22 protein-coding genes are annotated in these 23851 nt (G+C 68.0%); 8 read left to right on the top strand and 14 right to left on the bottom strand.

What is annotated here, in order from left to right; translation table 11 throughout:
- The first annotated feature begins 53 nt into the window (after window positions 1–53).
- Window positions 54–677 (top strand): NAD(P)-dependent oxidoreductase, encoded by a 624-nt coding sequence (locus ACWESM_RS12515; protein WP_452491737.1) that lies wholly within the window; start codon window positions 54–56, stop codon window positions 675–677.
- A 45-nt stretch (window positions 678–722) separates the two neighbouring features.
- On the opposite strand, the gene ACWESM_RS12510 is transcribed toward ACWESM_RS12515, so the two are convergent.
- Window positions 723–911 (bottom strand): hypothetical protein, encoded by a 189-nt coding sequence (locus ACWESM_RS12510; protein ID WP_452491735.1) that lies wholly within the window; start codon window positions 909–911, stop codon window positions 723–725.
- A 173-nt stretch (window positions 912–1084) separates the two neighbouring features.
- On the opposite strand from ACWESM_RS12510, the gene ACWESM_RS12505 reads away from it, so the two are divergent.
- The gene (locus tag ACWESM_RS12505) at window positions 1085–1297 is read left to right on the top strand and encodes a hypothetical protein (RefSeq protein WP_452491733.1); all 213 of its coding nucleotides are present in this window, start codon (window positions 1085–1087) and stop codon (window positions 1295–1297) included.
- A gap of 607 nt (window positions 1298–1904) precedes the next feature.
- Here the strand turns inward: ACWESM_RS12505 and ACWESM_RS12500 are convergent.
- From ACWESM_RS12500 to ACWESM_RS12490, 3 genes are all read right to left on the bottom strand, one after another.
- On the bottom strand, window positions 1905–2120 hold the full coding sequence (locus tag ACWESM_RS12500) for a hypothetical protein (RefSeq protein ID WP_452491732.1): 216 nt from the start codon (window positions 2118–2120) through the stop codon (window positions 1905–1907).
- 893 nt (window positions 2121–3013) lie between these two features.
- Window positions 3014–3340: a hypothetical protein gene (locus ACWESM_RS12495; RefSeq protein WP_355071624.1), complete on the bottom strand. Its 327-nt coding sequence runs from the start codon at window positions 3338–3340 to the stop codon at window positions 3014–3016.
- A 752-nt stretch (window positions 3341–4092) separates the two neighbouring features.
- A complete protein-coding gene (locus tag ACWESM_RS12490; protein WP_364424586.1) occupies window positions 4093–4428 on the bottom strand; it encodes a WXG100 family type VII secretion target in 336 nt (111 codons plus the stop codon).
- A 328-nt stretch (window positions 4429–4756) separates the two neighbouring features.
- Here ACWESM_RS12490 and ACWESM_RS12485 point away from each other — a divergent pair, with 328 nt between their 5' ends.
- Complete coding sequence (locus ACWESM_RS12485; protein ID WP_452491729.1) at window positions 4757–4912, top strand: hypothetical protein; 156 nt, start codon at window positions 4757–4759, stop codon at window positions 4910–4912.
- A 44-nt stretch (window positions 4913–4956) separates the two neighbouring features.
- Here ACWESM_RS12485 and ACWESM_RS12480 read toward each other — a convergent pair whose 3' ends face one another.
- Window positions 4957–6093 carry a GTP-binding protein gene (locus ACWESM_RS12480; RefSeq protein ID WP_452491728.1) on the bottom strand — a complete coding sequence of 379 codons (1137 nt, stop codon included), beginning with the start codon at window positions 6091–6093 and terminating at the stop codon, window positions 4957–4959.
- Between the two features lie 89 nt (window positions 6094–6182).
- Between ACWESM_RS12480 and thiD the strand changes: the two genes are divergently transcribed.
- The gene (thiD, locus tag ACWESM_RS12475; protein WP_355071616.1) at window positions 6183–7028 is read left to right on the top strand and encodes a bifunctional hydroxymethylpyrimidine kinase/phosphomethylpyrimidine kinase; all 846 of its coding nucleotides are present in this window, start codon (window positions 6183–6185) and stop codon (window positions 7026–7028) included.
- A gap of 141 nt (window positions 7029–7169) precedes the next feature.
- Here the strand turns inward: thiD and ACWESM_RS12470 are convergent, their stop codons facing one another.
- Window positions 7170–7916 carry a TetR/AcrR family transcriptional regulator gene (locus tag ACWESM_RS12470; RefSeq protein ID WP_452491727.1) on the bottom strand — a complete coding sequence of 249 codons (747 nt, stop codon included), beginning with the start codon at window positions 7914–7916 and terminating at the stop codon, window positions 7170–7172.
- A gap of 116 nt (window positions 7917–8032) precedes the next feature.
- On the opposite strand from ACWESM_RS12470, the gene ACWESM_RS12465 reads away from it, so the two are divergent.
- Window positions 8033–9295, top strand: coding sequence for a bifunctional glycosyltransferase family 2/GtrA family protein (locus ACWESM_RS12465; protein WP_355071612.1), 1263 nt, complete (start codon window positions 8033–8035; stop codon window positions 9293–9295).
- The gene (locus ACWESM_RS12460; protein WP_452491725.1) at window positions 9292–11592 is read left to right on the top strand and encodes a glycosyltransferase family 39 protein; all 2301 of its coding nucleotides are present in this window, start codon (window positions 9292–9294) and stop codon (window positions 11590–11592) included. Before ACWESM_RS12465 ends, ACWESM_RS12460 begins: the two co-directional genes overlap by 4 nt.
- Window positions 11593–11745: 153 nt before the next feature.
- Here the strand turns inward: ACWESM_RS12460 and ACWESM_RS12455 are convergent, their stop codons facing one another.
- Window positions 11746–12510, bottom strand: a complete 765-nt coding sequence (locus tag ACWESM_RS12455) for an SDR family oxidoreductase (protein WP_364424599.1) — start codon at window positions 12508–12510, stop codon at window positions 11746–11748.
- A gap of 243 nt (window positions 12511–12753) precedes the next feature.
- Between ACWESM_RS12455 and ACWESM_RS12450 the strand changes: the two genes are divergently transcribed.
- Together ACWESM_RS12450 and ACWESM_RS12445 are read left to right on the top strand one after the other, a co-directional pair.
- The gene (locus tag ACWESM_RS12450; RefSeq protein ID WP_364424601.1) at window positions 12754–13119 is read left to right on the top strand and encodes a hypothetical protein; all 366 of its coding nucleotides are present in this window, start codon (window positions 12754–12756) and stop codon (window positions 13117–13119) included.
- Window positions 13120–13437: 318 nt separating this feature from the next.
- Entirely contained in the window at window positions 13438–14778 is a 1341-nt protein-coding gene (locus ACWESM_RS12445) for a glycosyltransferase 87 family protein (RefSeq protein ID WP_397279519.1), read from the top strand.
- Here ACWESM_RS12445 and ACWESM_RS12440 read toward each other — a convergent pair.
- The 7 genes from ACWESM_RS12440 to ACWESM_RS12410 are packed head-to-tail and all read right to left on the bottom strand — an operon-like array spanning window position 14749 to window position 23825.
- Complete coding sequence (locus tag ACWESM_RS12440) at window positions 14749–15363, bottom strand: TetR/AcrR family transcriptional regulator (protein WP_355071605.1); 615 nt, start codon at window positions 15361–15363, stop codon at window positions 14749–14751. The two genes, ACWESM_RS12445 and ACWESM_RS12440, sit on opposite strands and share 30 nt — an antisense overlap.
- A gap of 5 nt (window positions 15364–15368) precedes the next feature.
- Window positions 15369–16145: an enoyl-CoA hydratase family protein gene (locus ACWESM_RS12435; RefSeq protein WP_452491722.1), complete on the bottom strand. Its 777-nt coding sequence runs from the start codon at window positions 16143–16145 to the stop codon at window positions 15369–15371.
- A gap of 10 nt (window positions 16146–16155) precedes the next feature.
- Window positions 16156–17316 carry an acyl-CoA dehydrogenase family protein gene (locus ACWESM_RS12430; protein ID WP_364424606.1) on the bottom strand — a complete coding sequence of 387 codons (1161 nt, stop codon included), beginning with the start codon at window positions 17314–17316 and terminating at the stop codon, window positions 16156–16158.
- Window positions 17316–19358, bottom strand: coding sequence for an acetyl/propionyl/methylcrotonyl-CoA carboxylase subunit alpha (locus tag ACWESM_RS12425; RefSeq protein ID WP_452491719.1), 2043 nt, complete (start codon window positions 19356–19358; stop codon window positions 17316–17318). The genes ACWESM_RS12430 and ACWESM_RS12425 overlap by 1 nt, the downstream gene beginning before the upstream one ends.
- Window positions 19359–19366: 8 nt before the next feature.
- Complete coding sequence (locus tag ACWESM_RS12420) at window positions 19367–20965, bottom strand: acyl-CoA carboxylase subunit beta (protein WP_355071600.1); 1599 nt, start codon at window positions 20963–20965, stop codon at window positions 19367–19369.
- Window positions 20962–22113 carry an acyl-CoA dehydrogenase family protein gene (locus ACWESM_RS12415; RefSeq protein WP_379249118.1) on the bottom strand — a complete coding sequence of 384 codons (1152 nt, stop codon included), beginning with the start codon at window positions 22111–22113 and terminating at the stop codon, window positions 20962–20964. Before ACWESM_RS12415 ends, ACWESM_RS12420 begins: the two co-directional genes overlap by 4 nt.
- Window positions 22110–23825, bottom strand: coding sequence for an acyclic terpene utilization AtuA family protein (locus tag ACWESM_RS12410; protein WP_452491717.1), 1716 nt, complete (start codon window positions 23823–23825; stop codon window positions 22110–22112). The genes ACWESM_RS12415 and ACWESM_RS12410 overlap by 4 nt, the downstream gene beginning before the upstream one ends.
- Window positions 23826–23851 lie beyond the last annotated feature (26 nt).

Raw genomic sequence — 23851 nt, 5'->3', positions numbered from 1 at the left:
TGATGTACTGGATTCATCAACAGCACAACAGCTTTCGAACAAGGAGAGAAACCATGCGAATCGCGGTCTTCGGAGCCACCGGTACCGTCGGGCGTCTCGTCGTCGAGCGGGCGCTGCGGGAGGGCCACGAGGTGACGGCCTTCACCCGCAGCGCCGCGAGCGTCACGCAGCGGCACGAGCGGCTGCGCGTCATGGAAGGCGATGTGCTGGACACCGATTCGGTGCAACGCGCGGTGGAGGGACAGGAGGCGGTGCTGATCTCGCTCGGCAACGGCCGCAAGGGCGTGGTCCGGGCGGGCGGCACCAAAGCGATCATCGACGCGATGCGGCGCACGGGCGTGAAACGGCTGATCTGCCAGACGACGCTCGGCGTGGGCGACAGCAAGGGCAACCTGAACTTCCTGTGGAAGTACGTGATGTTCGGCTTGCTGCTGCGCCCGGCCTATGCCGACCACGTCGAGCAGGAGGAGTACGTCCTGGCCAGCGACCTGGACTGGACGATCGTGCGGCCGAGCGCGTTCACCGACGGACCGGCCACCGGCGGCTACCGGCGCGGGTTCCGGGCGGACGAGCCCGGACTCACCCTGAAAATCTCCCGCGCCGACATCGCCGACTTCATGATCGAGCAACTGACCGACACCACCTACCTTCGCCAGGCACCCGGAATCTCGAACTGAGCACGTCATCCGGCGACGCCGAGGCGGCCTGGAGCGACACAGCCATCAGGCGTGCTCGTGCAGTTCACCCCACACCGGGAAGGGATCGGGATACTCGGCCCAAGCGCCCGGGCCCGCGGCGAACTCCGCGTCGGTGAGCAGGGCTTCGTCCAACAACGCGCGCACCCTCGCGCAATCCAGCTTCACCCCGATGAACACGATCTCCTGCCGCGTCCGCGCCGCCTGCACCGACACGCCAACTGGACATGAGCCCATCCACCTCCGCCGAGGCGGAGCGAAGTCCGCTGATGAGGTTGGTGGCGGTCTGCTGCACGTAGAGCGCCCGGCATCGGACACTTCGTCCGGGACCACGGCGAAATGCGTCGCGCGGTGGCGGTGTCGGTCTCGCCCCGCACCGGCGGCTGGCCGTGCGCACCGTCGACGCCGCCATCCGCGCCGTCGACGCCGCCATCCGCGCCGTCGGCGCCGACGCCGGCCTCGACATCTTCCCCGGCACGCTGCGCGCCACCGCCGAACAACGCATGCTGCGGGAAGGCCTCTCACCCGCGGTCGTCGCCGCCCGCCTCGGGCAGCAAGCACCCGACCGCGACCTGCTCGGCGGCGCCGCGGCGCCCGCGTAACCGCCTCGCGCTCACCGGCAGTGAGCAGCTCGACCTGTTCGGCGACATCGCCATGTAGCTCCTAAGCCGCGGGGCCAGGCAAACATGGTCCAGATCACTCAGAATCTCGAGCAGTGGTGGAACCGTTTCCCGGCCGTGCCGTCCAAACTTATTGACGGACAACGACTCCGGGTTCTTCTAGTCGGGGCTGGGATTCGACGGCCGTCGCCATATCAGGACAGATCGCCGTCCGGTGGAGGGGTTTCCGCTGGATGAGGGTCGAGAGCAGACGGGGGATTACATGACAAGCACACGACTGGCATCGACGATCGCTTTCGCGGTGGCTGTGCCGTTCACCGCCGGTTTCGCGGACACCGCGGTAGCGGCTGCCGCGCCCACGGCCTACCAGCTGCCCGCCATGACCGCCGCCACGCAGGTTCAACCGATCACGGAGGGGCTTCGCCGGGGCAGCGCAAACCGAAGAAGGTCACGGTGCGCTGCGACAAGGTCAAGAACGGCACGCCGGCCAACGGGCACTCCGAAGAGAAGATCGAGGGAACCGGCCGGGCCTACAACCGCAAAGACGCCGAGAAGCTCGCCGAGCAAGACGTCGTGGTCAAGGCGCATTTTAGGCTTCTCGATCGGCCTCTTTTGCCAAGATCGAGCAGGCCAACACCGACGTCTCGGCCCTCGCAGCCGCGTCGGCGCCTGCGTCTCCGATATCCCAGCTGACCGGGAGCGCCCAAGCCGACCCGAACAAGACGACCACGCCCGCGGCGACTTCACCCACATCGACACCGATGTCGACGGACACGAAAGCCGCCGACGCCAGCAAATCGAACAACGGCGCATCTAACACGGGCGACTCCAACACAGGCGCCGCAGCGCAGACCTCCGACAAAGGCAAGCCCGGGGAATGGCGGCCCGGTGATATCAGCGACCTGATCAAAGCGGTCGGCAGTATCACCGGCACCATCCCGAACCTGATCGAGAGCGGCGGGGAGTTCCTCAAGGACGCCGGCGAGCTGGTCAAAGACGGAGGCGAAGCCGTCGCCGAGGTCACCGACTCGGTCACCAAACTCGTCACCACCGTCGATCAAGTCACCCACCACACCAGCGCCATCTCGGACCAACCCGCCACGAACGATCCCGCAGGCAAAACCGGCGCAGCAACTGCCTCCCCCGACAAGAACACAGCAGCCCCCGCCTCGACACCATCGGACGGGACCGCCACTGCCGCACCAACCACCCCGACACAACCCACGCCGCGGACTGGAACCCCGAACAACAACCACCACCGCCAGCCCATCGGTCGCGCACACCACCAACACCCCGGCTCCGACCAGCGGTCAACCGATGTTCGCCACCAGCCTTCCAACAGCCACCACGCGCCGCAATCCCAGCAGCGAACGCACACGCCCCGCCTGGACCCTGGACCTCCCGAACCCAGCCCTACAGGAGCAGCAGCAACCACCACTCCTCGCAGGCGTCAGTGCCAATGGGGAACCACGCGAACGCTAGGGTGTTTTACAAGCCCTCTTCCACCTCGCCGTTCGCCACGAAAGCTCAAATCCGCCCGAAATTCGGCGAGTCCTACGGGAACCCCTATTCGGCACGATCACCACATATTTCGGATCTTGGCCCGAGTTGTTCCGGCATCGTGAACATCGTTTCGCGGAGCGGATCAGCGGTTCTTCAACGTCCTCACGGTCAAAAAATTACCGCCTTGCTCAATGTTCATGATTGGGTCCAAGTGAGTTTTGGCGAGGGGCCTGACAGGCTACACACCGCGACCATTCGAGTGTTGTCGATTGCTGCGGATCGGACCACGAAGTCGCGGTGGGTGATTTCCATACCAGGGTAGGTGACGTTGTCGATAGTGAGCGCAGCCTCGACGGCGATTGCTTTTGCTGATATTTGGTCGAGGTAGTCCAATCCGGCGTCGGGGGCAAATCTGCTCAACGCACGCGCGGCGAAATCCGCCACCGTGTCGCTGTCGTCGATGAGGTAGGTTTCGACGAATACAGATGACAGGCTGCTGCGGATGGTAACTGACCGCGGCATCTGATTTCGTCCGTATATGCTTATTGAGAAGGGCTCGGGCCTCGCCGGTAGGGCGATGGGTACCCCCAATTGTGCTGCTGCGTGTTGTGGGCTTTGCGGGCCGGAACGACGCGAGGGCGGGTTGGGTGATATGTACATAGGTCCGCTGAATTCCGGCATGTCAAATACTTCCTTCGTGTTGTTTCTGCCGTGTCGAGCATCCACGATAGGCCTGACTCACGTTTCGGTAAAGGCGAGCCGCCGCAGCCCCAGCGAAATGTGGACAGGCAACGTGGTCGGCCGTCGATCAGGGAAATGGTCGCGTCACGTTCAAATTTCAGTTCGTTTCAAGTATGGGGCCAATCACCGGGGGTGTGATGAAGTTCGGCTGGCAGAATCTGCACAATGGCCTGAGTGGCAGCCATACGTTTGATCACGCCGTACCGGTGTTTGCCCCCGATACCACATGGAAGGACTCATTTACCGATACGACCGGCTCCGGTGAAGTAATGGGATCTCTGACCGGCACGATGTATCTCGGAAAGACTGATTGCGAAACGCCCGCTGTCACGGGATCGTTCAAAGTCGGGTAAGGAGCCAGTCCAGTGCCCCATTCACTTTCAGAGTATGAATGGGGCACTGAGGCCCGTACAACCCCCTTGAGGGACCGGCGTAAGGGGGTCCCGGTAGTAATCGCGCGAAAAACAACACCAATCCGCCGATACGCGCCGTCACTGCGTGCAGATGCGCCAGATCCACGCCGAACGCGGCCGTCACGGCAGATCCAGCGAAGACGTGGCCGCGGTGGTGGCCCCCACTCGGGGGGTCTCGACCTCGGCCACGTTCGCGACCGAGACACCCAGTAGTTCGCCCATGCCGTCCAGCGCCTCGAGGATGCGTATCGCGCCCTGGCGGGTCTCCCCCCATGCCGCGGAGTAGGCGTCGGCGGCCGGGCCGCGCCACGTCGCCATCAGACCGGCTACTTCGGTGTCGGCCGAGCGGATTCCGTCGATAAGCGTTTGCGCGGCTTGCTGGATGTAGCGGCCCGCGTCGGACACTTCGGTCGGGACCATCGCGAAATCTGTTCCGGCGCTGGCTGTGTCGGTCATGCAATCCCCTGTCTGCGCAATGTGTCATGCGTTCTCGCATCTGTGATCTTGCAGGGTTGGACGCAGCGCCTACCGTTTCGGTTCCAATCGAGCCGATCTCGAAACCACTACTCGCCGCGAGCAAATTTCGGGCGTACTTCCGCCGGGCGGCATCGATCACAGGATCGATCCGGCCGGGCCGGGCGTAAGGGTGCCGCGCATGGCCTCTCCCTACAGCGACGCCGGTCTACCGGCTGAGCACGGCCTGGACCGGAGTGCGCCCGACCCAGCGCGGCCAGCGCCACGATTGTGAACGCCAGCGCGGCGGGCGCTGCGGGAGGGCTACGACGTGGACGGACCGGCCACCGGTGGCTACCGGCGCGGGTTCCGGGCGGGCGAGCCCGGACTCACCCTGAAAATCTCCCGCGCCGCCATCGCCGACTTCATGATCGAGCAACTGACCGACACGACCTACCTGCACCAGGCGCCCGGTATCTCGAATTGAGCGCGTGATGCGGCGGCACAGAGACGTGTGGGTCGACGCAGCGCTCACATGTGCTCGTGCAGTTCATCCCAGGCCGGGAGAGGATCTGGATACTCGGCCCAAGCGCCAGGGCCCGCGGCGAACTCCGCGTCGGTGAGCAGGGCTTCGTCCAACAACGCGCGCACCTTCGCGCAATCCAGCTTCACCCCGATGAACACGATCTCCTGCCCTGGCGGCACCTCCAGCGACGACCACCAGGCGGCGGGTTCGAACACCAGGTTCGGTCCCGCTTGCGACCACACGGCGGCCAGCGTCGAGCGGCTCGCGATCCAGCAGAATCCTTTGCTGCGCAACAGGCCGCGCAACCGCTCCAGCGCATCGGCCAGACGCAGCGGATGGAACGGCCGGTCGGCGGTGTAGGTGAGGCTGCGGATGCCGTACTCCTCGGTCTCCGGCGTGTGGCCGCCTGCGAGTTCCTCCGCCCACCCCTCGGCCGCCGCGGCGACCAGCGGGTTGTAGCGGCCGGTGTCGAGCACCTCGCGCAGGTCGACCACACCGTTGATGGTCCGCAGCACGTGAGCGCGCGGATTGAGCCTGCGCACCGTGGCCTCCACCGCGCCCACCGCCGCGGCGCCGACCAGGTCGGTCTTGTTGACCAGCACGACGTCGGCGAACTCGACCTGATCCACCAGGAGGTCGGCGATGGTGCGCGCGTCGCCCTCCCCCGCTTCCAGATTCCGCTCGGCCAGCGCTTGGCCGCGCGCCACTTCCGCGAGGAAGGTCGAGGCATCGACCACGGTCACCATGGTGTCCAGCCGGGCGATGTCGCCGAGCCGGAACCCGTCCTCGAACTCCCAGTCGAAGGTCGCGGCCACAGGCATCGGCTCGGAGATGCCGGTGGACTCGATCACCAGCTGATCGAACCGTCCTTCCCGCGCGAGCCGGGCCACCGCCTCGATCAGGTCCTCGCGCAGGGTGCAGCAGATGCAGCCGTTGGTCAGTTCGACCAGCTTCTCTTCGGTGCGGTCGAGGTGGCCTTGGCCCGCGACCAGCGCGGCGTCGATGTTCACCTCACTCATGTCGTTGACGATGACCGCGACCCGGCGGCCCTCCCGGTTGGCGAGGATGTGGTTGAGCAGCGTCGTCTTGCCCGCACCGAGGAAGCCGGACAGCACGGTGACGGGAAGCAGGTCGGAGTCCATGAAGTTAATGATAACGATTTTCATTTTATGTCTACGGGCGGGTCCGGTTGCCCGTAGCGGGAGAACGACGTCGCCGTAGGGTTTGGGTCGTGAAATTGCTGCCATTGCCCGCCGAGGGGCAGACCCCCGTCCGGGCGCTCACCATTGCCGGTACCGATTCCGGCGGAGGCGCCGGAATCCAAGCCGATACCCGCACCATGGCGCTGTGCGGCGTGCACGCCCTGGTCGCGGTCGCGGCGGTCACCGTGCAGAACACGGTGGGCGTCAGCGGTTTCCACGAGATTCCGCCGCAGGTCGTGGCCGCTCAGGTGCGCTCGGTCGCCGGGGACATCGGCGTCGGCGCCGCGAAGACCGGCATGCTGGCCTCGACCGCGATCATCGAGGCGGTCGCGGAGGTGTGCCGGGAGGTCGGCATCGGCCGCGATGGCGAGATTCCGCTGGTCGTCGATCCGGTGGCGGCCTCGATGCACGGCGACCCACTGCTGCACGCCGAAGCGCTGGACGCGCTGCGCAACACCCTGATTCCGCTCGCGACCGTGGTGACGCCGAACCTGGACGAGGTCCGCCTGCTCACGGGCATCGAGGTAGCGGACGACGATTCGGCGCGGCGCGCGGCCGAGGCGCTGCACAAGCTGGGACCGCGGTGGGCGATCGTCAAGGGCGGGCACCTGCGTTCCTCCGAATACAGCGCCGACCTGCTGTTCGACGGCGAGCAATTCCTCGAATTCACCGCGCCGCGCATCGCGACCGGCAATGACCACGGCGGCGGCGACACGCTGGCCGCCGCGATCGCCTGTGCGCTCGCCCACGGCTATCCGGTGCCCGAAGCGGTCGAGTTCGCCAAGGAGTGGACCTACCGCTGCTTGGCCGCGTCCTACGATCTCGGCGCTGGCCATGGGCCGGTGTCCCCGCTGTGGCGGTTGCACCGGAGCTGATCGGCGCCATTTCTTGTCGGTGGGCGCTGCGATACTGAAGACGTCGCCGACACGGATGGCTTCAACGGCGAGGCGATCGGAACAATGACGTTCGGCGTGGACGCGGCACGACCTCGGCGCCCGGCCCGGGGGGCGCTCCGGTCACAACGTGGAAAAGGCGAGGTGCAGCGGACGATCGGCCGCGATGGCGATGCCGTGCAGCCGAGCGCTCGCCGCCACCAGCGCGAAGATGGTCTCGCTCAGATAGTCGGCGAACTGCTCGGCCGTCATGGCGGGCGGCTCCAGCCGGTTCACTCCCAGCCACCAATCGGTGGCCGAGGCCACCGCGCCGAAGATCGAATAGATCACCAGCTGCACGTTTTCGACCCGCACCGACTCGTCGTCCACGACGCCTGCGAACAGCTCGGCGGCGCGCCGGGCGGACTGCCTGGCCGATTGCAGCGCGCGATCGGCGTCGTCGGACCGTTGCGTGAAGTGGCTGTGCAGCATGAACCGAAAGACGTTCGGCTGCCGCGACACCACCAGCACGTATTCGGACGCGGCGCGGCGCACCAGGTCACCGGCCGAGTCGCCGGTGAGGTCGAAGCTGGTCATGACCTGTTCCCAGAGCACGTCGCGGACCCGGTCCACGATCGCGTTGTAGAGGTCGGTCTTGTCCTCGAAATGGCGATACAGCTTCGGCTTGGCCGCGCCCGCCTCTTTGGCGATGTCGCCCATGCTGACGGCGGGGCCGAATTTGTCGAGGGCGCGGAACGCCGCGTCCACGAACTCCTCGCGCACCTTTCTGCGATGCTCGCGCCAGCGCTCGGTGCGGGCGTCCACGCGTTTCGGCGGCTGGTCGTCTTCCGTCCGGCCGCGCAGCATCACGAATCCGGATGCTACCTGCACCGAGCAGCCCCGATAACCGGGCGTCCGCCGGGCATCCACCCGGCGATCCCGAGCTACCAGGAACCTCACAGCTGAGGCCCAGCCCGGTGGCAGTGTGGCCGTCGAGTCTGGTTCGCATGACCGAGACTTCCACCGTCGCGGCGACGGAACGGACCGAGACCACGGGCGCGCCCGTGCTGGACGTGGTGATACCCGTCTACAACGAAGAGACCGACCTCGGCGTGTGCGTGCGCAGACTGCACGCCCACCTGCGCGAGGGGTTCCCGTTCCCGGCGCGCATCACGGTCGCCGACAACGCGAGCACCGACGCCACGCTCCAGGTCGCCCAGCTGCTCGCGGAGGAACTGGACGATGTGCGCGTCGTCCATCTGTCCGCCAAGGGTCGCGGTCGGGCGCTGCGCGCGGTGTGGGAACACTCGGACGCGCAGGTGGTCGCCTACATGGACGTCGACCTGTCCACCGACCTGAACGCCTTGCTCCCGCTGGTCGCGCCGCTGATCACCGGGCATTCCGACCTGGCCATCGGCACCCGTCTCGACGCCGCGTCCCGCGTGGTACGCGGACCCAAGCGCGAGATCATCTCGCGCTGCTACAACCTGCTGCTGAAGGCCTCGCTGCGCGCGCACTTCTCCGACGCGCAGTGCGGCTTCAAGGCGATGCGCACCGAGGTGGCGCGCCGCCTGCTACCGCTGGTGCACGACGGGGAATGGTTCTTCGACACCGAATTGCTGGTGCTCGCCGAGCGGGCAGGTCTGCGGATTCACGAGGTCCCGGTGGACTGGATCGATGACCCGGACAGCCGCGTCGACATCATCGACACCGCCCGCAAGGACCTGCTCGGCATCTGGCGGCTTGGTCGGGCGCTGGCGACCGGCGCGCTGCCGCTGGAGGAACTGCGCCGCTCGGTGGGCCGGGAACCGCTGGTGCCCGGGGTGCCGCTCGGCATGGTGGGTCAGCTGGTGCGGTTCGCGATCGTCGGTGTGTTGAGCACGCTGGCCTACCTGCTGCTCTACGTGGCGCTGCAACCATTGACCGGCGCGCAAGTGGCGAACTTCGCCGCCCTGCTGATCACGGCGGTGGGCAACACGGCGGCCAACCGGGCCTTCACCTTCGGCGTGCGCGGCTCGAACGGGGCCGTGTCGCACCAGTTCCAGGGTTTGGTGATCTTCGGTATCGGGCTGGCGCTCACCAGCGGTTCGTTGTTCGCGCTGCATCGGTGGGCGCCGGACTCCTCGGTGCATCTGGAACTGTTCGTGCTGGTGGTGGCCAATCTGGTGGCGACGCTGCTGCGGTTCGTCGGGCTGCGCTGGGTGTTCCGCGACAGCGGAGGCGATCGTGCGTCGAACGCATCGGGGCTCGCCGCGGAGGTTCGTCGATGACGGCGACTCCGACCGCGCAACCGGTCGCGGCCGAACCGCGGCCTCGGACCAGAAGGAACTGGGAGTTTCCGGCGCTGGCGGCGCTGCTGCTCGGCACGGCGGTGGCCTATCTGTGCAACCTGAGCGCCAACGGGTGGGCGAATTCGTTCTATTCCGCCGCGGTGCAGGCGGGCTCGGTGTCGTGGAAGGCGTTCTTCTTCGGGTCCTCCGACGCGGCCAACTCGATCACCGTGGACAAGCCACCCGCCTCGCTGTGGTTGATGGAGCTTTCGGTGCGGGCTTTCGGCCTGAACAGCTGGAGCATCCTGGTGCCGGAGGTGCTGCTCGGCGTGGCCAGCGTGGCACTGCTGTGGGCGACGGTGCGCAGGTCGTTCGGGCCCGCGGCCGGATTGCTCGCCGGGTTGGCGCTGGCGGTGACGCCGGTCGCGGCGTTGATGTTCCGCTTCAACAATCCCGAAGCGCTCTTGGTGTTCTTGATGATCGCCGCCGCTTGGGCGATGACCCGGGCGGTGGAGGACGGCCGCTGGCGGTGGCTGGTGCTGACCGGCGCGCTGATCGGATTCGGCTTCCTCACCAAGCAATTGCAGGTGCTGCTGGTGGTTCCGGCGCTCGCGCTGACCTATCTGCTCGCGGGCCCGCCGAAACTCGGCAAGCGCATCCTGCAACTTTTCGCGGCCGGGGCCGCAATGGTGGTGGCCGCGGGCTGGTGGCTGCTCGCGGTGGAGTTGTGGCCCGCCTCGTCCCGTCCGTGGATCGGCGGCTCGCACGAGAACTCCATCCTGGAACTCACCCTCGGCTACAACGGGCTCGGCCGGCTCAACGGCAACGAGCGCGGCAGTGTCGTACCGGGCGGCGGTGAGCTGCCGCGGGGCGGCAACGGCATGTGGGGGGAAACCGGCATCACGCGGATGTTCGAGCCGGCACAGGGCGGTCAGATCGCGTGGTTGATCCCCGCCGCGCTGGTCGCGCTGGTCGTCGGAATCCTCCTGCGCGGCAAAGCGGCTCGCACCGACCGGCAGCGCGCTTCGCTCGTCCTCTGGGGCGGATGGCTGCTGGCGACCGGGCTGGTGTTCAGCTTCATGGCCGGGATCTTCCACCAGTACTACACCGTCGCCCTGGCTCCGGCCATCGCCGCGCTGGTCGGCGCGGGCGCGGTCCTGGCGTGGCGGGGGCGGCATCGGCCGTGGGTGCGGCTTGCGTCGGCACTCGCGGTGGGTCTCACCACGGCGACCGCCTGGATGCTGTTGTCGCGCAGTCCGGAATGGCAGTCGTGGCTGCGCTGGACGGTGCTGGCCGTCGGCGTGCTCGCGACACTCGCCGTGCTCGTTCCCGCGCCGCGCAAGCCGGCCGTCGTGTCGGCGCTGGCGGTCGCGTTCACTTTCCTGGCCGGGCCCGTGGCCTATGCCGTCGATACCATCGCGACGCCACACGCCGGTTCGATTCCTTCGGCGGGGCCGAACGTCGCGATGCGCGGGCGGCCACCGTGGGGCGAAGGCATGCCCGGCATGGGTCGCCGCATGCAGAACGGAATGAGCACGGGCCGCGACGGCGCCGCGCAAGCCCCGGGTGACACACCGCCGGACGGAGGTTCGCCGGGTCCGCAGGGCACGGACGGCCGAATTCCACAGCCGGGCAGCCGACTTCCGGGTTCTGAACCGCAGGGCAACGCACCCGGCGGCCGGACACCGAGCGGCGGACGCCAGGGCACCACGCCCAACGGGCAGGCCCCCGGCGGCGCGGGTACGCCGCCGGGCTTCCCGCCCGACGGGCAAGCTCCTGACGGCGCGGGTACACCGCCGGGTTTCCCGCCCGGCACCGCGCCGCAAGGCACCGCGCCCGGCGGGCAGACACCGGACGGCACGGTGTTCCCGCAAGGAACGGGCGGTATGCCCGGAGACGGCGGTCCTGGTCCCAATGGCGGCGGTGGGATGGGCGGCCTGCTCGGGGCGAGCGAACCGAGCGCGCAGATCGTGTCCCTGCTCGAGCAGAACGGCGGCGACTACACCTGGGTGGCCGCGGCCATCGGCTCGAACAGCGCCGCGGGCTTGCAGTTGGCCACCGAACTTCCGGTGATGCCGATCGGCGGCTTCAACGGCAGTGACCCCTCGCCGACGCTGGAGCAGTTCCAGCAGTACGTCGCCGAAGGGAAGATCCACTACTTCGTCGGCGGCGGCCGTGGCGGGCCCGGTTCATCCAGCTCCTCCCCCAGTGCGCAGATCACGCAGTGGGTCGAGGAGAACTTCACCGCCATCCAGGTGGACGGGGTCGCCTTGTACGACCTGACCGCCACCCACTGAAACCACGCGATGCTGCCCTGTCGCCCTGCATCCCTCGGGGCCGCATCGCCTTCCGGTGTTCAGCGCATTCCCCTGCACTCGCTGAACACCGCATCCGCACCGGCGTCATACCTCGGCGCCGGTGCGGACCGCGTTTTCGATGCCTCCGGGTGGCTACCGGACGGACTCGATCCACTCGGCGAACGTCGGGCCTGCGAGCTTGGCGTGCGGGCCGGGGAGAAGTCCACCGTTTTCGTACACCTCACGATCGGGATTGTCCTGGTCGCTCACCTCGACGACGTGTGCGGGCGCGCCGCGGCGGGCGGCAAGCAGGGTTGCGGCACCGGCCATCGTTTCCGGTTGCGGGCCCGCGATTTCCGGGAAAGGAGCCGCGGTGATCTCGGGAGCGAGCGCGAGGTGGACGAGTTCCTCGGCGACGGTACGCGCGGCGACCAACTGGGTGCGCATCTCGGCCACGTAGGCGGTGTCCCCCTGGGTGCCCCACCCCATCATCAGCTCGACCAGTTCGTGGAACTGCGCCGCACGCAGGATCTGCACCGGCAGCGGCCCTTCCAGCAGCGCTCGCTCGTGGGCCAGCTTGGCCGCGTTGTATCCGGCGGTGGTGCCGTCGATGCCGATGATCGACGCCACCACCAGACGCTCGACCCCTGCCTTCTGTCCCGCTTCGTGCAGATTGCGCGCGGTCGCGGTGAAGAAGGCCGTCGCCACCTCCCGGTCCGGGGACGGCGTGCTGGAAACGTCGATCACGACGCGCACACCATCCAGCGCATCGACCAGGCCCCGCCCGGTCTCGATGTCGACACCGTCGGCCCGGGAGAAGGCGACCACGTCGTGCCCCTGCTCGTTCAGCACATCCACCACGTGCCTGCCCAGCCGCCCGGTCGCGCCCGCTACCGCGATCTTCGTGCCCTTCGTCATGGTCCTCACTCCTTGTGTCGCTGCGTCGTTTCGCGTTCACAGGAAGGACGACGCGACGCCGGCGAGTGTGACATCGACGCGAAGGCGCTCGGAGTTGGCACCGGCGCAGGCTATTCGAGCGTCAGGTCTTGGCACACCGCAAAACTCCAGCGATGATGATCGGATGCGTGACAGCGCACGTTCCGGAGCGGGAACCCGGAGCGCATCAGGTCACGTGTCCACCGCGAACATTCAGGGAAACAGTTGAACGCTTTCACGAAGCTGGCCGTGACGGTGGTCAGCGCACTGGTCGCAACCGCGCTCACCGTCGGATTCGCCGCTACCGCGTCGGCCGCGCCCGTCGACCGCACCGAACCGATCGCCGCGGCGACCGTCGAGGCCCCGCAGGTGACCTACATCAAGGCGTGCCTGCCGCCCGGCGACACGATCGAACTGCGCACGGGAATCGGCGCGGCGATCGGCGCCGCCATCGGCGCGCTGGTCGGCCTGCCCGTCTTCTTCGTCGGCGCGATCCCCGGCGCGATCATCGTCGGCCTGATCGGCGCCGCCATCGGGGCCTCCTCCTATGCCATCGATTCCGGGCGCCTCGAGCAGCAAGGACTGTGCTGATCGGGCACAGCGCACGAGTGCGCCGACTTCGGTAGAGCCCTAAGCGAATTCGTTGAAGATGAGGGGCGCGAGTTGTCTGTCGCGCCCCTACCGATCCACGCGATCACATGCACCGGGACATCGGGACCCGGTAAGCGGCGCTTCCCACACAGGGAGGCCAAAAGTGACACATGTTACATTTCCTAATGGTAATACTACTTTGGTAGTAGCCGTATCGTTAGACGAGCTCACGGTTTCAGCGTTGCCCTCGGGACCGCGCCGATCATGTTGTCCGGCAACGGTTCCGCCGATCGATCGTCATCTGATGAAGGAAAGTTCATGGCAACTGTCGCACCGGCGACAACTGTCGTTGTCGCGCAGGCGACGGAACTATCGACCGCGCGTAGCCGACCGCCACGAGCCGCGCTCGCCCTGGGCGCGGCCATCGTGTTCACCGCGATCTCCCTGGCGGCCTGGCTGCTGTTCTTGCGGCCGAACTGGGAAATGTACTGGCACCAAATAGATCTGCAGGTCTACATGTGGGGCGGCAAGGCCGCCGCCCTGCACCCGGATCAGTTGTACGCCGCCCGCGGCCCGATGTTCCTGCCGTTTCTCTATCCCGTCTTCGCCGCGTGGATCTGCGCCGAATTGGCGCGGTTCCCGATCAACTACATCGGCACCGGCATGGTGGTCACGACGCTGATCTCCCTGTATGTCAGCGTGTGGTGCACCGCTGTACTGATGCGGTATCGGCGTGGGCTCGGCATGCTGGCGATGACGCTTGCCGTGGGCAGCGCCGCGCTCTGGCTCGAGCCGGTGCAGCAGACCTTCCGCTTCGGGCAGATCAGCATGATCCTGATGGCGATGGTCCTTGGCGACCTCGCCATGCCGAAACACCGCCGGAGTCGCGGCATCCTCATCGGTATCGCCACCGGCATCAAACTGACGCCCGCGGTGTTCGTCGTCTATCTGGTGATCACCCGCCAATTCAAGGCCGCCGCCGTCGCGATGGGCGCGTTCGCGGCCACGGTCGCGGTCGGTCTCTGGTATCGGCCGACCGAGGCGATCCAGTTCTGGACCTCGACCGTGGCGTCGCAGAACCGGATCGGCTTCGCATACGTGCAGAATCAGTCGCTCAACGGTGTGCTCGGCCGCCTGCAATGGACCACGTGGGACAGCCACGTGGTGTGGCTCTTCGGCGCCGGCGGGCTCGGGCTGGCCGGGTTGGCCGCGGCGCGAATCGCCTACCAGCGGGGAGACGAGATGCTCGGCGCCCTGCTCGCCGCCGGTGTGACGCTGCTGTGCTCACCGATCTCCTGGACCCACTACTGGGTGTGGGCGGTGCCCGCGCTCGTCTGGGCCGTGCACGCACTGTCCCGCCGATCGTGGACAGCCGGCATCACCGTGCCCGGCGCGATCGCGTTGTTCGCCTTCGCGTGGCCGATGCAAGTCGACTCGATCGGAACATGGGATCAGACGCTGCCGCTGCTTCCGCAAGGCCTGATCTGGTTCGTACCCCAGACCAACGGCCGGGAATTCCACTGGACTGTCATGCAATTCCTGGTCGGCAACTCCTACGCTCTGCTCACTCTCGCCGCCATGGTCGCCGCGATAGTCCTGCTGCTGAGTGCGCCGATCGCGGACTCCCGATCAGCGAGGAGCGTGCAAAGCGGCGTGTAGCGTGGCCGCCCATTGCTCGACTATGCGCTTGCGGCGGGCCGAGTCGTCGGTGAGGACGTCGGCCAACCCCAGGCCGCGGGCCATGTCCAAGGTCGCCTGCACCAGGTGATGGGTGACCGGATCGGAGTCGTCCACGCCGAGAGCCTCGATCGCGCGACGATGCGACGCGCGGCCGAAGCGGGCTTCCAGCGGGACGATGCGTTCGCGCAGCACCGGGTCGGCGGCGGCGTGCGTCCACACCTGCAACGCGGCTTTGAACAGCGGACTGGTGTACGACTCGACCAGCCCCGCCACCACCGCCTCCGTACGGCCGACGCCGTCGCCCAGCTCCCCCAGCGACGATGCCTCTTGCACCGCCTGCCCGCTGCGCGTGTCGAACATGAACTCCAGCGCGGCGGTGATCAGATCCTCCCTGGTGGGAAAGTGATGCTGCGCCGCGCCACGCGACACCCCGGCCCGTTCGGCGACGACCGCGACCGTCGCGGCCGCCCAGCCCATCTCGGCCAGACAGTCGATGGTCGCCTCGAGCAGGCGCTGCCGGGTGGCTCGGCTGCGGTCCTGCTTGGGTTCGTGGGGTGTCGCCATGGTCGTTATTCTGCCCAGCTCGGCGGGCGGCGCTGCAAAAAGGCCAGCATGCCCTCGTGCACTTCGGGGGTGCCGAAGAAGCTCGCCGAATGCCGCGCGAGCTCCTCGGCGGAGGCGTCGAACTCCGCGAGGATGCCCGCGTTGACCAACCGCTTGGCCTCGGCCAGCCCCTGCGGGGAGCCCTTGCGCACTTCCCCGCACAGCCGCGCCACCTCGGCGGCCGGGTCGTCGGCGGTTACCGTGACCAGGCCGATCTGCTCGGCGACGGCGGCGTCGAACTTCTCGCCGGTGAGGTAGTACCGGCTGGCCGCGCGCGGATCGAGCCTGGGCAGCAGGGTCAGCGAGATCATGAACGGCGCCAGCCCGATCCGCACCTCGGTGAGCGCGAAACTGCTGCCCGGCCCGGCCACGACGATGTCGCAACCGGCCACGATGCCCATGCCGCCCGCCCGCACGTTGCCGTCGATCCGCGCGATCACCGGCTTCGGGATCTCCACCAGCCTGCGCAGCACGCCGATCATGACCCGGGTGCGCTCGTCGGCGGCCACGGCCGGATCGGCGTCGCTCGCCTCGCTCAGATCGGCGCCCGCGCAGAACGTGTTGCCGGTGTGCGCGAGCACGACGACGCGCACCTTCTCGTCGTCGGCGGCGTCGTCGAGTCCGCGCAGCAGCTCGGCGACCAGCTTGGACGACAGCGCGTTGCGGTTGTGCGGCGAGTCGAAGGTGAGCGTCGCCACGCCGCCGCTCACCTCGTAGCGGACGAACGGAGCCGTCTCGGTCATGCGCGTCCTCTCAGTACGACTTCGGCAGGCCCAGCGAGTACTGGGCGACGAAGTTCAAGACCATTTCCCGGCTCACCGGCGCGATGCGGCCGATGCGAGCGGCGGCGAGCATGGCGGCCAGTCCGACGTCCTTGGTCAGGCCGGAGCCGCCGTGGGTCTGGACGGCCTGGTCGAGCGCCTTGATGCTGGCTTCCGCCGCCGCGTATTTCGCCATGTTGGCGGCCTCGGCGGCGCCCATCTCGTCGCCCGCGTCGTAGAGGGTCGCGGCCTTCTGCATCATCAGCTTCGCCAGCTCCACTTCGACCTTCACCTGCGCCAGCGGATGCGAGATGCCCTGGTGCGCACCGATCGGCGTCTTCCACACCGTGCGCTCCTTGGCGTATTCCACCGCGCGTTCGATGGCGTAGCGACCCATGCCGACGGCCATCGCGGCGCCCATGATCCGCTCCGGGTTCAGGCCCGCGAACAACTGCATCAACGCCGCGTCCTCCTTGCCGACCAGCGCGGTGGACGGCAGCCGGACGTCGTCGAGGAACAGGTTGTACTGGTGATCGGGCTCGATGATGTCCATCTCCTGCGCCGTCTTGGTGAAGCCTTCGGCGTCGGTCGGCACGATGAACAGGGCGGGCTTGAGCTTGCCGGTCTTGTGGTCGGAGGTGCGGGCCACGATCAGCACGGCCTCGGCCTGGTCAACGCCGGAGATGAAAATCTTGCGGCCGTTGAGAATCCAGTCGTCACCGTCGCGGCGCGCGGTGGTGGTGATCTGGTGGGAGTTGGAGCCCGCGTCCGGCTCGGTGATGCCGAACACCATCTTTCCGGAGCCGTCGGCGAGTTTGGGCAGCCATTCCCGCTTCTGCTCGTCGGTGCCGTACTTGGTGATGATGGTGCCGCAGATGGCCGGGGACACCACCATCAGCAGCAGGCCCGCGCCCTGCGCGGACAGCTCCTCCATCACCAGCGACAGCTCGTACATGCCCGCGCCGCCGCCACCGTATTCCTCCGGCAGGTTCACGCCGAGGAACCCGAGTTTGCCCGCCTCCTGCCACAATTCGTCCAGCGGCTCGCTCTTGCGCGCCTTCGGCAGCACGTAGTCGCGGTAGTTGTACTTCGTGGCCAGCGCGGCGACGGCGGCCCGCAGCGCCTTCTGCTCGTCGGTTTCGATGAACGTCATCAGCTCTCCTGAGTTTCTACGGGTTCGACGACCGCGAGCACGGCGCCGACGTCGACCTGCTGGCCGACGGTGACGTTGACGGCGCTGAGCACGCCCGCGGCGGGCGCGGCGATGGTGTGCTCCATCTTCATCGCCTCCAGCCACAGGATCGGCTGACCCTGTTCGACGTGGTTGCCGACCTCCGCGCCGAGCCGGATCACGCTGCCCGGCATGGGCGCGAGCAGAGAACCGGTGGCCACCTGGTCGGCCGGATCGCTGAAACGCGGCAGCCTGCGCAGAGCCACCGGGCCGAGCGGCGAGTCGACGTAGACCTGGTCGCCGTAGCGGGCGATCTCGAACTGCCTGCGCACCGGGCCGCGCTCACCCGGAACCGACAGCACGACGCGATCGGGAGCCGACTCGACGAGAGCGAGACCGTCGTGACCGTCCACGGTGACGGCGGTCCGGCCGAACCGGTAACCCACCTCGTGCGTTCCGGTAGCGCGGCTTTCGTAGGACTTGCGCTGTGACTGCGAGGGGAGATTGCGCCACCCGCTGGGCAGCCCGCCGCCCACCCGCGCGCTGCCCCGGTTGGCGGCGGCGTCGGCGAGCGCGGCGGCCACGATGGACAGCGCCTCGTCGGACTCCGACGCCAGCGGCGCGGCCAGGGCGGCCAGCCCATGCGTCGTGAAGAACGCGGTGTCGGTGTCACCCGCCAGGAACGCCGGATGACGCAGCACGCGCACCAGCAGGTCGCGGTTGGTGACCAGGCCGTGGATCTTCGCGCGGCGCAGCGCAGAAGCCAGCAATCGTGCTGCCTCGCCGCGCGTTTCGGCGTAGGAGATGACCTTGGCCAACATCGGGTCGTAGTGCACGCCGACCACCGAGCCGTCCACCACGCCTGTGTCGAGCCGCACGCCCGGGCGGTCCAGCAGGTCGAACTCGATGAGCACCGACGGGATATCGATCCGGTGCACGGTGCCGCTCTGCGGCTGCCAGTCGTGCGCCGGATCTTCGGCGTAGAGCCGGACCTCGATCGAATGCCCGTGCATGGCAGGCGGTTCTGCGGGCAACACGCCGCCCGCGGCGACGTCCAGTTGCAGGCGCACCAGATCCAGCCCGGTGGTGCACTCGGTGACCGGATGCTCCACTTGCAGGCGGGTGTTCATCTCCAGGAAGAAGAACTCGCCCTGCTCGTCGGCGAGGAACTCGACGGTGCCCGCGCCGGTGTAGCCGATCGCGCCCGCCGCCAGCCGCGCCGCCTCGAACAGCCGCGCCCGCATGCCCTCGGTGCGCTCCACCAGCGGCGACGGAGCCTCCTCGATCACCTTCTGGTGGCGGCGCTGGATCGAGCACTCACGCTCGCCGACCGCCCAGATGGTGCCGTGCGTGTCAGCCATCACCTGGACTTCGATGTGCCTGCCGGTCTCGAGGTAGCGCTCGCAGAAGACCGTCGGATCGCCGAAGGCGGATTCCGCCTCGCGCCGGGCGGCCTCGATCTGCGAAGTCAGGTCGGCCAGCTCGCGAACCACGCGCATGCCGCGCCCGCCGCCACCGGCGGACGCCTTGATCAGCACCGGCAGGTGCGCCTCGGTGACCTCGGCCGGGTCCAGTTCGGCGAGCACCGGCACGCCCGCGGCGTCCATCATCTTCTTCGCGGCGACCTTCGAGCCCATCTGCTCGATCGCCTCGACAGGCGGCCCGATCCAGACCAGCCCGGCGTCGAGCACGGCCTTGGCGAATTCGGCGTTCTCGGAGAGGAATCCGTATCCAGGATGGATGGCATCGGCGCCAGCGGCGACCGCGGCCTCGATGATCAGCTCACCGCGCAGATAGGTCTCCGCGGGCGTGTTGCCGGGCAGGCGCACCGCGGCGTCCGCCTCGGTGACATGCGGCGCGGCGGCATCCGCGTCGGAGTACACCGCGACGGTGCCGAGACCCATCCTGCGGCAGGTCGCGAAGACCCGGCGGGCGATTTCGCCACGGTTGGCGACAAGGACATTCGTGAGCCCACCCGTCACCCGGCCGCCGCCCTTCATCGAATCGCTCTGCGATGCAGTCATCGTCGGCCTCACATTCGGAAGACGCCGAAGCCGTCGGCGCCTTTGATCGGGGCGTTGTGAATGGCCGACAGGGACATTCCCAACACGGTGCGGGTGTCGCGCGGGTCGATGACGCCGTCGTCGTAGAGCCGCCCGGACATGAACATCGCCAGCGATTCGGCCTCGATCTGCGCCTCCACCATGGCGCGCATCCCGGCGTCGGCCTCCTCGTCGAACGGCAGGCCCTTCGCCTCGGCGGCGGCCCGGCCGACGATCGAGATGACGCCCGCCAGCTGCGCACCGCCCATGACGGCGGATTTCGCACTGGGCCAGGCGAAAACGAAGCGCGGGTCATAGGCCCGGCCGCACATGCCGTAGTGGCCCGCGCCGTAGGACGCGCCCATCAGCACCGAGATGTGCGGCACCTTCGAATTGGAGACCGCGTTGATCATCATCGCGCCGTGCTTGATGATGCCCTTCTGCTCGTACTCCTTGCCGACCATGTAGCCGGTGGTGTTGTGCAGGAACAGCAGCGGGGTGTTCGACTTGTTGGCCAGCTGGATGAACTGGGTGGCCTTCTGCGATTCCTCGGAGAACAGCACACCGCGCGCGTTGGCCAGGATGCCGACCGGGTAACCGTGCAGCTCGGCCCATCCGGTGACCAGGCTGCTGCCGTAGAGCGGCTTGAACTCGTCGAAATCCGAGCCGTCCACGATGCGGGCGATCACCTCGCGCGGATCGAACGGGATCTTCAGATCCGACGGCACGATGCCGAGCAGATCCTCCGGGTCGTAGAGCGGTTCGATCACCTCGGCGCGCGGGGCGGGCCCCTGCTTGCGCCAGTTCAGCCGCTTGACGATGGAGCGGCCGATGCGGATCGCGTCCTGCTCGTCCACGGCGTAGTAATCCGCCAGGCCGGAGATCCGCGCGTGCATGTCCGCGCCGCCGAGGGATTCGTCGTCGGATTCCTCACCGGTCGCCATCTTGACCAGGGGCGGACCGCCGAGGAACACCTTCGAGCGCTCCTTGATCATCACCACGTGATCGGACATACCGGGGATGTACGCGCCGCCCGCGGTGGAGTTGCCGAACACCAGCGCGATGGTCGGGATGCCCGCCGCCGACGCCTGGGTGAGGTCGCGGAACATCCGGCCGCCGGGGACGAAGACCTCCTTCTGCGTCGGCAGGTCCGCGCCGCCGGATTCCACCAGCGAGATCACCGGCAGCCGGTTCTCCCGCACGATGTCGTTGATCCGCAACGTCTTGCGCAGCGTCCACGGGTTCGAGGTGCCGCCGCGCACGGTCGGATCGGGCGCGACGATCATGCACTCGACACCCTCCACGATGCCGATGCCCGCGATGGTGCTGCCGCCGACGTGGAATTCGCTGCCCCAGCCCGCCAGCGGGCACAACTCCAGGAACGGCGAGTCCTCGTCGACGAGCAGTTCGATGCGCTCGCGCGCGGTCAGCTTGCCGCGCTTGCGATGCCGCGCCAGCTTGTCCGGCCCACCGCCCGCGATGGCCTTGGCGAACTCCGCGTCGACCTCGGCGAGCTTGGCCGTCATCGCCTCCGCGGCCGCCTCGTACTCGGGCGCGGCGGTGTCCAAGGTGCTGCGCAGAATGGTCATGACTGGTACCCCAATCGCTTCGCCGCCAGTCCGGTCAGTATTTCGGTAGTGCCGCCGCCGATCCCGAGGATGCGCATATCCCGATACTGGCGCTCGATCTCGGATTCGCGCATGTAACCGAGGCCGCCGAACAACTGGACGGCCTGGTTGGCCACCCACTCGCCCGCTTCCACCGCGGTGTTCTTCGCGAAACACACCTCGGCGATCAGGTCGGTCTCGCCTTCGGCGCTGCGCTGCACCACATCCCGGGTGTAGACGCGGGCCACATCGATCCGACGCGCCATCTCGGTGACCGTGTTCTGCACCGCCTGCCTGCTGATCAGCGGGCGGCCGAAGGTCTCGCGATTGCGCACCCACTCCAGCGTCAGTTCCAGGCAACGCTGCGCGCTGGAATACGCCTGCACCGCCAGCCCGACGCGCTCGCTGACGAACGCGCCCGCGATCTGGTAGAAGCCGGAGTTCTCCGGGCCGACCAGGTTCTCCACCGGCACCCGGACGTCGACGTAGGACAGTTCGGCGGTGTCGGAGGCCAGCCAGCCCATCTTGTCCAGCTTGCGGCTGACCGTGAAGCCCGGCGTGTCCTTGTCGACGATGAGCAGCGAGATGCCGCCGGAGCCCGGCCCGCCGGTGCGCACCGCGGTGACCACGAAGTCGGCGCGGACGCCGGAGGTGATGTAGGTCTTGGCGCCGTTGACGATGTAGTGGTCGCCGTCGCGGCGCGCGGTGGTGGTGAGGTGCCCGACGTCGGAGCCGCCGCCGGGCTCGGTGATCGCGAGCGATCCGATCCTCTCGCCCGCCAGCGTCGGCTTCACCCAGCGCTCGATCTGGTCGGCGTTGCCCGAGGCGATGATGTGCGGCACGGAGATGCCGCAGGTGAACAAGGAGGCGAACAACCCGCCGGACGCACCGGCCTGGTGCATCTCCTCGCAGACGATCATCGCGTCAACGCCGTCGCCGCCGGAACCACCCGCGGATTCCGGGAACTGCACGCCGAGCAGGCCGAGCGCGCCCGCCTTCTTGTGCAGCTCGCGCGGGATCTCACCGGCGCGCTCCCAGCCGTCCAGGTACGGCAGGATCTCGCGTTCCACGAATCCGCGCACCGTGGATCGCAATTCGCGTCGTTCCGGCGTTTCCCAGAGTTTCGTCATGTCAGCAGCTCCACTGGAATGTCGAGGTGACGAGACCGCAGCCATTCGCCGAGTCCCTTGGCCTGCGGGTCGAAGCGGGCCTGATAGGCCACGCCCTGGCCGAGCAGGCCTTCGATGATGAAGTTCAGCGCCCGCAGATTGGGCAGCACATGCCGGGTGACGGTCAGCGAAGCCGCTTCCGGGAGTAGTTCTTTGATGCGCTCCACGGTGAGCGTGTGCACCAGCCAGCGCCATTGCTCGTCGGTGCGCACCCACACACCGATATTCGCGTCACCGCCTTTGTCACCGCTGCGTGCCAGCGCGACGGTTCCCAGCGGCGCGCGGCGCGTTTCCCCGGCGGGCAGCGGTTCCGGAGCGGGCGGCTCGTCGACGGCGGCGAGTTCGGCCGTCTCCGTCGCCGGGGCGATCTCGACGCGGGCGCCGTCGGGCAGCACCGCCGTGTGCGGCACTTCGGCGGCGTCCACGAACCCGGGCGTGAACACGCCGTAAGGAGAACCGTTGCCCGGCAAGGTGGTGAAGCTGCACCCCGGATAGCTGGCCAGCGCCAGCTCCACCGCGACGTTGGAGAACGCGCGCCCGACCTTGTTCGGGTCCGGATCGCGCACCACGCAGCGCAGCAGTGCGCTGGCCTGCTCCTCGGTGTCGGCGTCCGGGCGGTCCAGGCGGGCCAAGGTCCAGGTCAGCTCGGACGGTCGGCTCGGCAGCCAGGACTCCAGTTGCCGTTGCGCCAGTTCCGCTTTCGCTTCGATGTCCAGACCGGTGAGCACGAATTCCATCTCGTTGCGGAAGCCACCGATGGTGTTCAGCGAGACCTTGAGCCGGGGCGGCGGGGCCTCACCGGTGACGCCGCTGATCCGCACCCGGTCCGGGCCGTCCTGGTCGAGCCGGATGGTGTCCAGGCGGGAGGTGACGTCGGGCCCGGCGTAGCGCGCCCCCTGGATCTCGTACATGAGCTGGGCCTCGACCGTGTCGACGGTGACCGCGCCGCCGGTGACCGCGTGTTTGGTGATGACGCTGCCGCCGTCGGCGCGGATCTCCGCGATCGGGAAACCCGGCCTGCCCAGATCGGCGAGCTCGGTGAAGAAGGCGTAGTTGCCGCCGGTGGCCTGGGTGCCGCACTCGATGACGTGCCCGGCCACCACCGCGCCGGCCAGGCGGTCGTAATCCGTTCGGCCCCAGCCGAAGTGCGCGGCGGCGGGCCCGACGATCACCGAAGCGTCGGTGACCCGGCCGGTGACCACGATGTCCGCGCCCGCGTTCAGGCATTCGACGATGCCCCACGCGCCGAGGTAGGCGTTGGCGGTCAGCGGCGCGCCGAAGCCGAGGTCACCGGCGCGCGCGAGGAGGTCGTCGCCCTCGACGTGCGCGATCCTGGCGTCCAGTCCGAGGTCGGCGGCAACCTTGCGCAGACGCTGCGCCAGACCGGCCGGGTTCAGGCCGCCCGCGTTCGCCACGATGCGCACGTTGCGTTCGAGCGCCAGCCCGAGGCAGTCCTCGATCTGCTTGACGAAGGTCTTGGCGTAGCCGAGGTCCGGGTCCTTCATCCGGTCCCGGCCGAGAATCAGCATGGTGAGTTCGGCGAGATAGTCGCCGGTGAGGACGTCGAGCTGTCCGCCTTCCAGCATCTCACGCATGGCGCCGAGCCGGTCGCCGTAGAAGCCGGAACAGTTGCCGATCCGGAGCACGTCCGGGTCGGCGGCCAGCATACTCATCAGCGGGAATGCCTCCTGTACGGCGA

Source organism: Nocardia sp. NPDC003999 (genome assembly GCF_053604885.1).
This window is presented reverse-complemented; position numbering and strand designations above follow the sequence as displayed.